Below are 13,108 nucleotides of genomic sequence, written 5' to 3' on the forward strand. Positions count from 1 at the left end.
CACGATCGTAAACAGGTTCTCAGCGCGCCAGCGCCTGGCCGACGACGCTCAGCCCAGGCCGGCCGTCGAAGGTGTCCACTCCCGCCAGCCAGCTCGTCAGCACCGCCGGGTTCTTTTTCAAATACTCCCGCGCCGCCACCTCCGGCCTGATCTTGTCCATGATCGGCCCCATCACCCGGTTTTCCATATCGGTGCTGAAGCGCAGATTGCGCAGCAAGCGGCCGACATTGGCGCAACGCGCTTCGTAATCCGGCGGCAGCGCGGTGAAGACCCTGGCCGCGCCGAAGTTGGGGCCGAACACCGCGTCGCCGCCGGACAGATAGCGCAGCTTGTGCCTGACGTTCATCGGGTGCGGCTCCCAGGCCAGGAACACCATCCATTTCTTCCTCCGCTCGGCGCGTTCCAGTTCGGCCAGCATGCCGGCCTCGCTGGACTCCACCAGCTTGAAGCCGCCCAAGCCGTACTGTCGCTTGCGGATCATGTCGTCGATCAGGCGGTTGCCGTCGTTGCCGGCTTCGATGCCGTAGATCTTGCCGTCCAGCTGCGCCTTGAAACGGGCGATGTCCTTGAAATCCCGCAGGCCGGCGGCGGCCACGTAGTCCGGCACCGCCAGCGTGTACTTGGCCCCGCTCAGATTGGGCTCGGCCAGCACCTTGATCTGGCCCGCTTTCAGATAGGGTTCGATCAGCGGCGTCATCGACGGGCTCCAATACCCGAGGAACACGTCGATCTGCCGGCTCTTGAGCCCGGAGAAGGCGATGGGCACCGAGGCCATGGTCACGCTGGGGCGGTAGCCCAGCGCCTCCAACACCACGCTGGCCATGCCGGTGGTGGCCGCGATGTCGGTCCAGCCGACATCGGCGAAACGCACATTGCGGCAGGCGGCCGGCTCCCGTGCCGCCGCGCTGCCGGCGATGGCCAGCAGCAGCGCCGCGGACATTGCTTTGAATCGATTCATCCCTTCCTCCCGGGCAGCGATGATGGCGAGAGTCCGCCCGGCGGCCGCTGCCGCGCCGCCCATTAGGTTTCCAGCACCCGTTCAAGGTCTCGCGAGCCGGAACGAGACAAGGCGCGGCCGGCCTTGAACAGGCATTCAGGCGATGGCCCCGGCCGCCACCAGGTATTGTTGCCGCTCGCGGCTGGGCGGGTAGCCGAACAGCCCGCGGTAGGACTTGGAAAAATGCGAGGAGGACAGAAAACCGCAGGCCACGGTGACTTCCATCACGCTCATATTGGTTTGCAGCAGCAGCTCACGCGCCCGGCGCAGGCGGAGATCCAAATAGTATTGCGCCGGCGTGGTGCTCAGATAGCGCTTGAACAAGCGCTCCAGATGGCGCAGCGACACGCCCAGCTCCGCCGCCAGATGTTCCAGCGAGCGAGGGTTCTCGATATTGCTCTCCATCGACAAGGCGGCGTCCAGCAAGGCCTCGTGCCCGGTGCCGATGCGCGCCAGCAGCGGGATGTGCTGGCGGTCGCCGTCGTCGCGCAGCCGGTCCACGATGAATTGCACCGAGACGTCGGCCGCCAGGCTCTTGCCGCCCTTGTGGCGGATCAGATGGCACATGAAATCCAGTGGCGCGGTGCCGCCGCTACAGGTGAAGCGGTCCCGGTCCAGCACAAACAGGTCCGAGGTGAAGCGGGTGCGGGGGAATTCCTCGCTGATGGACAGCAGGTTTTCCCAATGGATGGCGCAGCGGTAGCCGTTCAGCACCCCGGCCCGGGCCAGCGCGAAGGTGCCGGTACAGATCGATCCCAGCGGCACGCCCTGGGCGGCGAAGCGGCGGATCAGCGCCTGCACCTTGTCGGTGGCCGCCTCGCGCACCTGGCAGCCGCCGCAGACGATGAGCATGTCGTACTGTTGCGGAGGGCCCGGCGCGGAGATCGGCGACAAGCTCAGGCCGTTGCTGGCGCTGACCGGCTCGCCATCCGCCGACAGCAGACTCCAGCGGTACAGCTTCTTGCGCGACAGGTAGTTGGCCATGCGCAACGGCTCCACCGCGTTGGAGAACGCGATCATTGAAAACCGGTCCAGCAGCAAAAAGGCGATATGCGACAACGAGGCGATCTGTTGCGGTCCCATCACGACCTCCAATGTGTGCGTTGCGAGGATTGTTGTTCTGCTCCGAAGCGGTTCGCAGCCGGCCTTGAAAACCGTTGCGCAGGTATTGTTTCGTCCCTGGTTTCCTCCTGTTTCATCCTCAGCCGTCGGCCGCGGCGCCCGCTTTCGGCGCGCGACCGAAGCTTTCGGTGATCCGGTCCAGGATGATGGCCAGCAGCACCACCGCCAGCCCGCTCTCGAAACCGAGGCCGACGTCCAGCCGCTGTATGCTGGCCAGGACATCGTTGCCCAGGCCGCCGGCCCCCACCATGGAGGCGATGATCACCATGGACAGCGCCATCATGATGGTCTGATTGACCCCGGCCATGATGGACGGCAGCGCGATGGGCAGCTGCACCTTGAACAGCAATTGCCAAGAGGTGCAGCCAAAGGCGTTGCCCGCCTCCACCAGCTCCCGGTTCACCTGGCGGATGCCCAGATTGGTCAAGCGCACCGCCGGCGGCACCGCGAACACCACCGTGGCCAGGATGCCCGGCACCCGCCCCAGTCCGAAGAACATTGCCGCGGGAATCAGATAAACGAAAGCCGGCATGGTCTGCATGAAGTCCAGCGCCGGCCGGACCAGGGCGTTGACCCAGCGCCAGCGCGCGCAGCAGATGCCCAGCGGCACCCCCAGCATCAGGCTGACGCAGGTGGCGGACAGGGTCAGCGCCAGCGTGGCGACGGTCTGGCTCCAGAAGCCGGTGGCCCAGATCAAGCCCAGCGCCGCGCAGACGAAGACGGCGAACTTCCAGCCCAGCCGCCACAGGCCGACGCCGGCGAACACGCCGGCCAGCGCCCATGGCGGCACGCCCTGCAACAAGGCCTCCACCTGGGTGGCGAACCAGTCGATGCCGCCGCCGACGGCGTCGAAGGCGCCGGCGTTGTTTTCCAGCAGAAAATGGATGATCTGGTTGACCCAGCTGCCTATCGGCAGCGGGGACTGGGGACTGGTGTCGGCCATGCGGCGTGCTCCTCGTCTCGCCGGACGCGCTCAGGACGGCGAGAGCCACACGCCCCCGCGCCGGCGACGCCCGTTGGGGTTCAGTGGTGGGCGGCCGCGCTAGGGCGGTGCTGGGACAGCTTGTTGAGCACGCTGCTGGGGGTGATCACGCCCAGGCAGCGGCCGTCGTCGTCGCGCACCTGCAGCGGTTCGGCCTGCCCCTGGAGCCGCAACAGCACATCGGACAGGCTACAGGACGGCTCCACGTGCGGAGCGGCCGTCGCGCGCGGCGGCGGCGCGGCTTCGATCAGATCCTTGGCCTGCAGATAGCGCGAGGTGTCCACGCTCTTGAAGAAGTTGCGCACATAGTCGTCGGCCGGGCATTCGATGATTTCGCGCGGGCTGCCCACCTGCACCAGCCGGCCGCCCTCCATGATGGCGATGCGGCTGCCGATGCGCAGCGCCTCTTCCAGATCATGGGAGACGAAGACGATGGTGCGGCGCTGCTCGCGCTGCAATTGCAGCAGCAAGTCCTGCAGCTCGGCGCGCTTGAGCGGGTCCAGCGCCGAGAAGGCCTCGTCCATCAGCATCAGCGAGGGATTGACCGCCAGCGCGCGCACCAGGCCCACCCGCTGCTGCATGCCGCCGGAGAGCTGATGCGGGTACTTGCCGGCGAAGGCGGCCAGCCCCACTTGCTCCAGCACTTCCCGCGCCCGCGCCTCGCGGGCCTTGCGCCCGAGGCCGGCCACTTCCAGGCCGAAGGCGGCGTTGTCCAGCACCGTGCGGTGCGGCATCAGCGCGAAACTCTGGAACACCATGCTCATGTCGCGGCGGCGCAAGGCCACCAATTGCCTGGGCGACAGCCGGGTCAGGTCCTGGCCGTCCAGCAGGATCTGGCCGGCGCTGGGCTCCAGCAAGCGGTTGATCAGGCGGATCAGCGTGGATTTGCCGGAGCCGGACAGGCCCATCAGCACGAAGATTTCGCCGGCGCGCACCGAGAACGACACGTCGTTGACGCCCACCACCGCCCCGGTGCGCCGAAACACTTCGTCCTTGCTCTCGCCGGCCCGCAGCAAGGGCATCACTTCCGCCGGCTTGCCGCCGAACACCTTGTGGAGGTTTCTGACCTCGACCTTGATCGTTTGCATCCCGGCTCCCTTCGGCGCGGCCGCTGACAATTCGAAGAATGTTTAATGTAAATCAAGGTTCAAGATAGGAAGGAAGGGCTGGGCCAAGTAAGGGTATTCCGACAACAAGCCGTCCAAATCCGACATCCGCGCGCAAAACCGGCCGGCATAGGCCTGGCCGCCAAATCCAGCGCCGGCTTTCGTCTCCGGCCCGGCCGGCCTGTGTCGTAAAAAAACCGCAATCCGCCGCCGGCGGCAAAAACAAAAACGCCGGCCGCGGCCGGACAGGCGTGAAGGACGGGGAGGCGACGGACGCGCGCGCGGAAGCTGTCAAAGACGGCTGCGCTTCGTGAAGCGTTGTACGGTGAGTACCCGCTCAAAACGCGCAATGCCGCTTGTACATGCCGCTTTTTCGCTCGTTTCCGCCTTGTTTCGCCCTGGCTCGCGAGACTTTGGACAGGCGCTCAGCGATCCACCACCAGATCGCTCAAGGGCAGGCTGCAGCAAGGCAGGAAATAACCCTGCTCCACTTCGCGCGGCCGGATGCCGCCCTGGTGCCGCATGTCCACCCGACCTTCCAGCAGACGGCTCTTGCAACTGCCGCACACGCCGCGGGTGCAGGAGGCCGGCAGGCGCATGCCCTTGGCCAGCGCCGCCGCCAGCACCGTCTGCCCCGGCGCCACCGATAAATCGTCCCCCGTTTTGGCGAAGCGCACATTGAAGCCGCGGCCCTCGACGCCGGGCTGCGGCGCCCGCACCGCCTCGTCCGGCGGCGCCGCGCTGAGTTCGGCGAAATTGAAGCTTTCCTCGTGATAGCGGCTCATGTCGAAACCGCACTGGCGCAGCAGCTCGCGCACCGCGGCCATATAGGGCGCGGGGCCGCAGCAAAACACCTGGCGCGCGTGCAGATCCGGCGCCATGCGCTCGATCAGCGTCCGGTCCAGCCGGCCGATCAGGCCGGCCCAATCCGGCTCTCCCGCCCGGTGTTCGCAAATCACCGCCTGGCTGAAAGTGGGGTGGATGCTGGCCAGCAGGCTCAATTCCTTGCGAAACACGATGTCGCGCGGCGAGCGCGCGCTGTGCACGAACAGGATGTCGGCGCCGGAGGCCAGATCGGTCAGCGCCCGGGTCATCGACATCAGCGGGGTGATGCCGCTGCCGGCGGACAGAAAGAGATAGGGCGAAGCGGCGTGGCGCGCATAGCTGAACTCGCCGGCCGGCCCCAAGACCCGCAGCGCCATTTCCGGGCGCAGATGCTCGTGCAGCCAAGAGGAAACGACGCCGCCGGGAATGCGCTTGACGGTGATGGACACCCGGTCCGGCCGGGTGGGCGTGGACGACAGCGTGTAGCAGCGGTTGACCGCGGCGCCGTCGATGTCCAGTTCCAGCGTGATGAACTGGCCGGGCAGATAAGGGAAGCGGCGCGGCGGCTCGGCGCGGAACACGAAGGTTTTGACATCGTGGGTTTCCTCCCGCGCCTGAACGCAGACGAGCAGGCTGTCCTCGCCGGCCCGCCACAGCGGCAGGTCGGCGGCTGACGGGAGATCATCCAATGGGCTGGCCGGCGGTGCGCTATTCATGGTCGCGCCGTTCCCGCTCCAGGCCGTCGCCCAGCCGCTGCGCGTACCAGTGGGTGAATTTCTCCACCAAGGCCTCGGTGTAGGGCGAATAAGGACCGGGCCGATAGGCGGAGCCGTTGATGCCGCGCTGCGACTCCTCCACCAGCCGGCGGTCCTGCTGATTGGTGGCTTTCCATACCCGGGTGAGGTTGTCCACCTCGTAGTCCACGCCCTCCTCCGCGTCCTTGCGCACCAGCCAGGTGGTGCGCACCAGCGTGCTTTCCGCCGACAGCGGCAAGGCGGTGAAGGTGACGATGTGGTCGGCCATGAAATGGTGCCAGGAGTTGGGCTGGGTCCAGAACGACAGGCCGCCGGACGCCGGGTCGCGCAGATCGCCCAGCAGCTTGCGACAGGCCGCGCCGGTGTCCACGGTCTGGGACTGGCCCTTGCGGTCCAGCGGCATGCGCATCGCGCGGAAGCCGGACACTTCGGACAGGCGCTCGATCTCCGCCGAGGGCAAACCGCCGGCCTCCCAGCGCGCGTGGTGCTCGGCGACGACGCGCTGGTAATCGGCCAGCCCGGAGGCCTGCTCGGCCCGGGGCGCGAAGCCGTAGCTGTAGGCGTACAGCGAAACGGTCAGCTCCGGATGGTTGGCGGTGCAGTGATAGCACTCGCGGTTGTTCTCCATGGTCAGCTTCCAGTTGCCCGCCTCGACGATGTCCACCTGGGCCGCCACCTTGCAATCATCGATGCGGTGCGGCGCGATATAGGGCGCCATCCGCGCCATCATCTCGTCGATGTCCTCCGGCGGCCGCTCGGCCAGGCAGATGAACAGCAGCCCTTCCAGGTTTTTCAGCGCCACCGGCTTGAGGCTGTGATGCGAGGGGTCGAAGCCGTCCGCCATGTGGTCGGCGAAGATCAGCCGGCCGGACAGGTCGTAAGTCCATTGATGGTAGGGGCAGACCAGATTGCCCACCGAGCCCTGACGCTCGGCGCACAGCCGCGAGCCGCGGTGGCGGCAGACATTGTGAAAAGAGCGTATGACCATGTCGTCGTCGCGCAGGATCAGGATGGGATCGCGCCCCAGCTCCACGGTCAGGTAGTCGCCCGGTTCGGGTATTTCCGCGCTGACGCCGACATAGATCCAGTGGCGGCGGAAGATGTATTCGAGATCGGCCTCGAACACCAGCGGCGAGCGGTAGAACGGCGCTTCCAGACTGTGGCCGGGACGGCGGCGGGCCAGCAGTTCGCGCAGCGGGGCCGTCGTCGCTGCCGGGAAGGGAATGACGCTGTGGGACATGTCTCGCTCCTTTGATGGCGGGCGGCTCAAAAATCGACGAGCCGATGTTGACGCAGGTAATCCAGCACCGCTTGCGCTTTCTCGACGGAATCCCCCTGTTTTACGACGCGCCCCCCGGCAGTCGCATCGTCGCCGGCAATCGCCCCCAGCAGGCGCTCCAGGCCGCTGCCGCGCTGCGCCGCCAGCGCCCGCGCGCGCCGCGCCGGCTCCAGCCTGGGCGCGGGCACGGGCTCCCCCGCCGCCGCGCGGCGCGTCACCACGCCGCGTTGCAAGCCGGCCCAGGACCAGCGTGGCTCCGCGCCGTCCGGCTTGACGCTGGCCAGCAGCGGCGCCTGGGCCGCCAGCCGTCGCCGCCGCCCCCTGGCCAGGCCTTGCAGCGCCCGCCATTCTCCGCCCTCCTCCGTCAAGGACAGCACGCCGGGCAAGAGCGGACGGTCCAGGCCTTCGGCCAATAGATAGGGCAGCAGCGCCGACGCCTCGCCGCCGCCGGAGCGTTCTCCGCACAGAATCAGTTCGAAATCGCCCAGCGCGGCGATCAGCGCCGGCGTCGGGTCGCTGTCCGCCGGCGGCTGCAACACGGCGATGGCCGCCGCGCCCTGAGCCAGGTAGTCGGCCAGCGCCTCCTTGTCCGCGTCCCCGGCGTGCAAGACGACGAAGGCTCGGCCCAGCCGGCGCGCCAGCGCCAGCGCCGCCAGATCGCCCGGGCCGGCGCAGGGCCGCCCGCTGACCGGATGCGGCGCCGGGGCCACCAGCACCGCCGTTTTCGCCGCCGTTCCGGCGGAAAGCGCTGTCTCGCTCATGGTCCGATCTCCTTGTTCTCAAGCTCCAGCAAGGCCTGCAAGGCCTGAATGAAGGACTGGCAGTCGTCGATCACGCTCAGGTCCGCGCGCTTGACCATGGGCGCGGCCGCGTCCAGATTGACCGCGATCACATGGCGGCAGGCCTTGATGCCTTGCAGGTGCTGCACCGCGCCGGAAATGCCCAGCGCCAGATAGGCGCTGGCCTGCACGCTGCGGCCGGTGGCGCCCACTTGCTGGTCGCGGCGGAAACGCCCATCGTCCACCGCCACCCGCGAGGCGCCCACCGCCGCGCCCATGGATTCCGCCAGCCGCAGGAAGGCCGGCACGTCGCTGACCCCGTTGCCGGCGGCCAGGATCAGGTCCGCTTCTTCCAGCGCCAGTTGCGAGGCCGGGCTGGCGACGCCGCCCAGGTCCCGCACCCGCTCCTCCGCCGCCTCTGGCGCGCAAGCCTGCCGCAGCCCGCGCCCGACGAAGGGCAGGCGGACGTCGGCCACGCCGCGCGCGAGCAAGAGCGCCTGGGCGCGCGGGTGCACGCTGAAGCCCGCTCCCGGCCGGCGGCGGCGCACGCCGTCGGCGGCGATTTCCACCACGTCGGTCAGCACCGACAGGCGCTCGCGGCAGGCGAAGCGCCGGCCCAGATCGGCGTCCTCGCCGCGGTCGGCGAACAGCACATGGCTCGGTTGCTCCCGCCGCCACAGCCGCCGCAACAAGGCCAGCTTGGCTTCCGGCGCAAAGCCCGGATCGGCCGGCGTCAAGACGCGGTCCAAGGCCAGTTCCGCCAGTTCGGCGTCGGCGCAGCCTTCCATGCCGAACAAGACCGCCAGCACCTCCTCGCGCGGACCGGCCAGCAGGGCGGCGGCGGCGATGACCTCGCGCGCCGCCTCGTCCAGCTGACCGCGCTCGGCGTGCGCCACCACCAACAGCCGTCCATCGAACGGTCCGGCGCTGCGCAGCGGCTTGAGCCTGGCCGCGCTCGCCGGCGGCGCGTCGCGCAGGCCGCCGTCCTCGCCCAGCACGATGCGCTTGAGCCCGCCCGGCGAACGCACCCAGGGCCGGCGCGGGTCCACCCGCGGCGCGGTCTGCTTCATCGTCATGCCTCCTCCTTCGCCAGCCGGCCTTGCGCCGCCGCGCGCCGCGCATCGCCCCGCTCTTGCCCGGCCTCCGGGCCGGTCTCCAGACGCTCCGCCACCAGTTCCGCCAACTCCACCACCTCCGCCCGCGCGCCGCTGACGCCTTCCAGCATCGCGGTGCAGTTGGGGCAAGCCACCGCGACGCGGCCGGCACCGGCGGCGCGGACGTCGTCCATGCGCATGTCCGGAATCCGGCGCGGCCCGGGCACGTCGGTAAAGGCCGCCCCGCCGCCCCAGCCGCAGCAGCGAGCGTCGCGGCCGGAGCGGCTCATCTCCACCACCTGGATGCCGATGCCGGCCAGCACGCGGCGCGGCGCGCCGTAGCCCTCGTTGTAGCGGCCCAGATAACAGGGGTCGTGATAGCTCAGCGGCTCCGCCGAGTCGCGGGAGCGCACGCGGATCGCCCGCGTCTCCAGCAGTTGGTCCAGCAGCCGGCTGTGATGCCAGACTTCGTAATGTCCGCCCAGCGCCGGGTACTCATTGGCCAGGCAATGAAAAACATGCGGGTCCGGCGTGACGATGCGGGTGAAGCAATAGCGGCCCAGCGTGGCGATATTGGCCAGCGCCAGCCGCTGAAACCCCGCCTCGTCGCCCAGGCGGCGCGCCAGGTCGCCGCAGTCGCGCTCGGCTTCGCCCAGCGCCGCCACGCGCAGGCCGGCGGCCTTGAGCACGGTCAGCAAGGCGCGCAAGGCGCGCTGATAACGCATGTCGAAAGCGCCCTCGCCCGCCAGCAACAGCCAATCGACGGACTCGTCCTCCCGCAGCAGCGGCAGGTCCAGGTCCGCCGCCCAGTGGTAGCGGGCGCGCAGCGGATGGCCGCCGACGGTGTCGGTATGGCGCAGATTGGCCAGCGCCGCCGCGCCCTTGCCCGGCAGTTCGCCCCGCGTCAGGGTCAGGTGCCGGCGCAGATCGATCACCGCGTCGACGTGCTCGATCAGCATCGGGCAGTTTTCCACGCAGGCGCGGCAGGTGGTGCAGGACCACAAGGTGTCCGCCGCCAACGCGCCGCCGACGATGTCCCGGTCCGCGCTCGCGGCCGCGGCCGCCGGCCGGCCCGGATGCGGGCTGCCGGCGTAGGCCGGACCGCCGCCGCCCATGGACGCCACCAGGTCCTGGATCAGACGCTTGGGATTGAGCGGCTGGCCGGCGGCGAAGGCCGGACAGGCGGCTTCGCATTTGCCGCATTGCACGCAGGCGTCGAAGGACAGCAGCCGGTTCCAGGCGAAATCGGCCGCCCGCGCCGCGCCCAGCTCGCCGGCGGCCAGGTTCAAGGGCTTCAGATCGGCGGACTTGCCGGCGAAGCGCTCGGCGCGCGGATGGAAGGCCAGGTGCAGCAAACCGGCCACCGCGTGCTTCATCGGCCGGCCCAGGCCTATGCCCAGGGCCAGCTCCGCTCCGCCCAAGGCCAGCAGCGACAACGCGACGGCGGCCAGCCCTTGCCCGGCGGCGCTCAGCCAGACCTCGCCGCCGGCCAGCGCCGCCGCCAGCAGCGCGCCCAGCGCGAAACAGGCCAGCCGCGCCGGCAGCCGCTGCCATTCTCCCAACGACAGCCGGGCCGGCGGCGCGCGGCGGCGCGCGCGCATCAAGGCCGCGCCGATCAGCATCAGAACGGCCGACGCCGCCAGCAGCAGGTCCAGCCAGCGCTGATGCAACAGCAGGCCGTAATTGAGCGCGATCAGCAGCAGCGCCGCCGTCCCGCCGCCGGCCGCCGCCACATGGGCGCGCGCCGCGGCCGGATCGCGGGCCACCACGCGGTGCAGGTCCACGAAGTAACGCTTGGGCGCGGCCAGCAGGCCGCGCCAGGACGCCGGCGCGGCGCGCCCCCGTCGCCACAGCCGCGCGCGCCGGAGCAGCCCGGCGCTCAGCAGCAGCGCGCCCAACCAGAACAGGCCGCTGAGGAGGTAGGGAAAACTCATGTCAGAAATCCTTGGCCAGCCGCAGCGCGTCGTAGAGCGCGCCGTGGATGTTGTGCATGGAAACGCAGTCGCCGACGCGGAATAGCAGGAATTCCCCGGCCGCCAGCGGCCAGTCCAGACAGGGCTGCGGCTCGGCGGCGAACAGCGCCCGCACATCGGTCTGGCCACGGTTGCGCGACAAGGGCTTCAGCTGCCCGTACAGGGCATCGTCCGGCAGCACGCCGTTGTCTATCACCACCTGGTCCACCGCCCGCTCTTCCAGCGCTTCGGTGTATTCGTTGCGCAGCACGGCGATTTTCTTGTCGCCTTCGGCGTAAACCGCCTCCAGCCAGACATTGGGGGTGGGGATGATGCCTTGGGCGTACAGGCGGCGGTAGAAGATGGGAAAGGTGGTGCCGCCGGTGTCGTCGCCCACCTTCACGTCCGGCGTGACGATTTCCACCGTGCTGCCGCGGCTGGCCAGATAGTCGGCGACGCCGAAGCCGGCGTGGGTGCTCAGCGCGTCGTAGACCAGCACATTGCGGGCCGGCTCCACCTGGCCGGACAGGATGTCCCAGCTGCTGACGGCCAGTCCCTCCGCCACGCCCCAGGCCGGCACCTGGCCGGTGTGCGGCCGGCCGCCGGTGGCCAGCACCACGATATCCGGCCGCTCGTCCATGATCATGGAGCGGTCCGCCGCCGCGCCCAGCCGGCGGTCCACACCCAGGCGCTGGGTTTCCATGTCCAGCCAGCGCACGATGCCGGCCATCTGTTCGCGCTGCGGCGCGCGCGCCGCCAGCAGGATCTGACCGCCCACCTGCGGCTGCCGCTCGAACAGCACCACCTCGTGGCCGCGCTCGCGCGCCACCCGCGCCGCCTCCAGCCCGGCCGGCCCGGCGCCCACCACCGCCACCCGGCGCGGCCGCGCCGCCCGGGAGATCAGATGAGGCATGGTGGACTCGCGGCTGGTGGCGGCGTTCTGGATGCACAGCACGTCCTGGCCGTAGTACTGGCGGTCTATGCAGTAATTGGCGCCCACGCACTGGCGGATCTGGTCTTCCTTGCCGTCCCGGATCTTGATCACCAGATGCGGGTCGGCCATGTGGGCGCGGGTCATGCCCACCATGTCCACCATGCCGGCGGCCAGGATGCGTTCCGCCTGCACCGGGTCGCGTATGCTCTGCGCGTGCATCACCGGCACCTTGGACACCGATTTGATGCCGGCGGCCAGATGCACGAAAGGCTCGGGCGGCAGCGCCATCGGCGGCATGCAGTTGGCCAGGCTGTTGTGAGTGTCCGCGCCGGAGCCTATCACCGACAGGTAGTCGATCAGCCCGGTTTCGGACATGGCGGCGGCAATCTCCTTGAGCATGTCGTGGCTGAGGCCGTCTTCGTGGAATTCGTCGCCGCTCATTCTCAGGCCGACGCAGAAGTCCGCGCCCACCTCGGCGCGCACCGCCTGCAGCACCTCCATGCCGAAGCGCAGCCGGTTGTCCAGGCTGCCGCCCCATTCGTCCTCGCGCTGATTGGTGCGCGGGCTCCAGAACTGGTCGATCAGGTGCTGGTGGGCGGCGGCGATTTCGATGCCGTCCAGGCCGGCGGCCTTGACCCGCCGCGCCGCCAGCGCGAAATCCGCGATCACGCGATGGATGTCCTCCGTCTCCATGATCTTGGCGTTGCCGCGGTGCACCGGCTCGCGCACGCCGGAGGGGCTGAGCAGATGCGGCCAGTGTTCGCCTTGATAGCTGGAGCGCCGCCCCATGTGGGTGGCCTGTATCATGATCTTGGCGCCGTGGCGGTGCATGGCTTCCGCCAGCCGCACCAGCGGTTCTATCACCGCGTCGCTGGCCAGGTTCACCGATTTCCACCAGCCCTGCGGGCTGTCGATGGACACCGGGCTGGAACCGCCGCAAATCGCCAGCGCCAGGCCGCCCTTGGCTTTTTCTTCGTAGTAGCGGATGTAGCGCTCGCCCGGCAGGCCGCCGGCTTCGGCGTAGACCTCGGCGTGGGCGGTGCTGACGATGCGGTTGCGCAAGGTCAGCCGGTTCAGGGTGATGGGTTCGAACAAATGCGGGTAAGACATGGCCGGCTCCTAAGGGTCTGTTGACGTATGTTTTCCCCGCCGCGCTGACCGAGAAAAGTGCGCTCTACAAGGCGAAGGGCGCAGGCCTTGGCAAACCAAGGCCAAGCCTGACAACGCCGTAGAGGGGGCGTTCCTCGGTCAGCCCTCCGGGTTCGTCCCCAGCCGGTGCCTCG

General features: G+C 69.2%; 10 protein-coding genes. All 10 read right to left on the minus strand.

The genetic code is table 11. The features are described 5' to 3' along the window. Positions 1 to 19: 19 nt before the first annotated feature. Complete coding sequence (locus QUG03_RS20875) at positions 20 to 958, minus strand: choline ABC transporter substrate-binding protein (RefSeq protein ID WP_500820885.1); 939 nt, start codon at positions 956 to 958, stop codon at positions 20 to 22. A 135-nt stretch (positions 959 to 1,093) separates the two neighbouring features. Then, complete coding sequence (locus tag QUG03_RS20880) at positions 1,094 to 2,080, minus strand: GlxA family transcriptional regulator (RefSeq protein ID WP_107799490.1); 987 nt, start codon at positions 2,078 to 2,080, stop codon at positions 1,094 to 1,096. A 118-nt stretch (positions 2,081 to 2,198) separates the two neighbouring features. Continuing rightward, the gene (locus tag QUG03_RS20885) at positions 2,199 to 3,062 is read right to left on the minus strand and encodes an ABC transporter permease (protein ID WP_500820886.1); all 864 of its coding nucleotides are present in this window, start codon (positions 3,060 to 3,062) and stop codon (positions 2,199 to 2,201) included. An 80-nt stretch (positions 3,063 to 3,142) separates the two neighbouring features. Beyond that, the gene (locus tag QUG03_RS20890) at positions 3,143 to 4,189 is read right to left on the minus strand and encodes a quaternary amine ABC transporter ATP-binding protein (RefSeq protein ID WP_500820887.1); all 1,047 of its coding nucleotides are present in this window, start codon (positions 4,187 to 4,189) and stop codon (positions 3,143 to 3,145) included. Positions 4,190 to 4,632: 443 nt separating this feature from the next. Next, positions 4,633 to 5,748: an FAD-binding oxidoreductase gene (locus QUG03_RS20895; protein ID WP_500820888.1), complete on the minus strand. Its 1,116-nt coding sequence runs from the start codon at positions 5,746 to 5,748 to the stop codon at positions 4,633 to 4,635. Beyond that, the gene (locus QUG03_RS20900) at positions 5,741 to 7,027 is read right to left on the minus strand and encodes an aromatic ring-hydroxylating oxygenase subunit alpha (RefSeq protein ID WP_500820889.1); all 1,287 of its coding nucleotides are present in this window, start codon (positions 7,025 to 7,027) and stop codon (positions 5,741 to 5,743) included. The genes QUG03_RS20895 and QUG03_RS20900 overlap by 8 nt, the downstream gene beginning before the upstream one ends. A 26-nt stretch (positions 7,028 to 7,053) precedes the next feature. Next, complete coding sequence (locus tag QUG03_RS20905) at positions 7,054 to 7,827, minus strand: electron transfer flavoprotein subunit beta (RefSeq protein ID WP_500820890.1); 774 nt, start codon at positions 7,825 to 7,827, stop codon at positions 7,054 to 7,056. Next, the gene (locus QUG03_RS20910) at positions 7,824 to 8,921 is read right to left on the minus strand and encodes an electron transfer flavoprotein subunit alpha/FixB family protein (protein ID WP_500820891.1); all 1,098 of its coding nucleotides are present in this window, start codon (positions 8,919 to 8,921) and stop codon (positions 7,824 to 7,826) included. Before QUG03_RS20910 ends, QUG03_RS20905 begins: the two co-directional genes overlap by 4 nt. Then, the gene (locus tag QUG03_RS20915; RefSeq protein WP_500820892.1) at positions 8,918 to 10,873 is read right to left on the minus strand and encodes a DUF3483 domain-containing protein; all 1,956 of its coding nucleotides are present in this window, start codon (positions 10,871 to 10,873) and stop codon (positions 8,918 to 8,920) included. The genes QUG03_RS20910 and QUG03_RS20915 overlap by 4 nt, the downstream gene beginning before the upstream one ends. Before the next feature lies 1 nt (position 10,874). Further along, positions 10,875 to 12,935 carry an oxidoreductase gene (locus tag QUG03_RS20920; protein ID WP_500820893.1) on the minus strand — a complete coding sequence of 687 codons (2,061 nt, stop codon included), beginning with the start codon at positions 12,933 to 12,935 and terminating at the stop codon, positions 10,875 to 10,877. Positions 12,936 to 13,108 lie beyond the last annotated feature (173 nt).

This window comes from Chromobacterium sp. CCUG 30098, from assembly GCF_059916605.1.

Coding starts and splice junctions, on each gene's coding strand:
- QUG03_RS20875 (WP_500820885.1), bottom strand. CDS start 958: ATGAATCGATTCAAAGCAATGTCCGCGGCGCTGCTGCTGGCCATCGCC.
- QUG03_RS20880 (WP_107799490.1), bottom strand. CDS start 2,080: ATGGGACCGCAACAGATCGCCTCGTTGTCGCATATCGCCTTTTTGCTG.
- QUG03_RS20885 (WP_500820886.1), bottom strand. CDS start 3,062: ATGGCCGACACCAGTCCCCAGTCCCCGCTGCCGATAGGCAGCTGGGTC.
- QUG03_RS20890 (WP_500820887.1), bottom strand. CDS start 4,189: ATGCAAACGATCAAGGTCGAGGTCAGAAACCTCCACAAGGTGTTCGGC.
- QUG03_RS20895 (WP_500820888.1), bottom strand. CDS start 5,748: ATGAATAGCGCACCGCCGGCCAGCCCATTGGATGATCTCCCGTCAGCC.
- QUG03_RS20900 (WP_500820889.1), bottom strand. CDS start 7,027: ATGTCCCACAGCGTCATTCCCTTCCCGGCAGCGACGACGGCCCCGCTG.
- QUG03_RS20905 (WP_500820890.1), bottom strand. CDS start 7,827: ATGAGCGAGACAGCGCTTTCCGCCGGAACGGCGGCGAAAACGGCGGTG.
- QUG03_RS20910 (WP_500820891.1), bottom strand. CDS start 8,921: ATGACGATGAAGCAGACCGCGCCGCGGGTGGACCCGCGCCGGCCCTGG.
- QUG03_RS20915 (WP_500820892.1), bottom strand. CDS start 10,873: ATGAGTTTTCCCTACCTCCTCAGCGGCCTGTTCTGGTTGGGCGCGCTG.
- QUG03_RS20920 (WP_500820893.1), bottom strand. CDS start 12,935: ATGTCTTACCCGCATTTGTTCGAACCCATCACCCTGAACCGGCTGACC.